General features: G+C 60.6%; 1 protein-coding gene. It reads right to left on the bottom strand.

The window, feature by feature from the left end:
- Nucleotides 1-437: response regulator transcription factor (locus ACLFKU_RS44085; RefSeq protein ID WP_410853437.1), on the bottom strand; the 437-nt coding region annotated here is incomplete at its 3' end.
- Between the last annotated feature and the right edge of the window lie 43 nt (nt 438-480).

Genomic DNA, 480 nt, shown 5'->3' with positions numbered 1-480 from the left:
GTCCGGGTACCACCGTAGTAGTCGTAACCCCACACGTCTGACAACAGGAGGTCTCGGGTAAGTACTCTACCGGGGTGTCCGACGAGGTACTTCAGCAGCTCGAACTCGGTGTAGGTGAGATCAAGGTCCTTGTCCCCGACACTTGCTGTGTACCCGTCCTCGTCGACGGTGAACGGTCCGGCCACGAGCTGGTTGGTGACCTGGATCGTAAACAGACAGCGAAGCCGGGTCTCGGCTTCCGATGGGGTTGCCGAATCGCACAGAAAGTCGTCCATTCCCCAGTCGGGGCTGATGACCGAGAGAGTGTCGGAGCCGACCAACAGCAGGACCGGCACTCGTCTCTCGTGACAGGACAGCCGCAGACAAGCCTCGCGCGCCTTGGCCGGTTCGTCGTGGCAGTCGACGAGCACGTCGTCGACCCCTTCCAGATGAGACATGCATTCCTTCAGGTCGTCGTAGCGAGAGATGCTGTGCGGTAAC

Origin of the sequence: Paraburkholderia sp. EG304, assembly GCF_046543485.1 — a bacterium.
Lineage (GTDB): Bacteria > Pseudomonadota > Gammaproteobacteria > Burkholderiales > Burkholderiaceae > Paraburkholderia > Paraburkholderia youngii.
The sequence above is the reverse complement of the archived record's forward strand: the minus strand, read 5'-3'. Positions and strand labels throughout refer to the sequence as shown.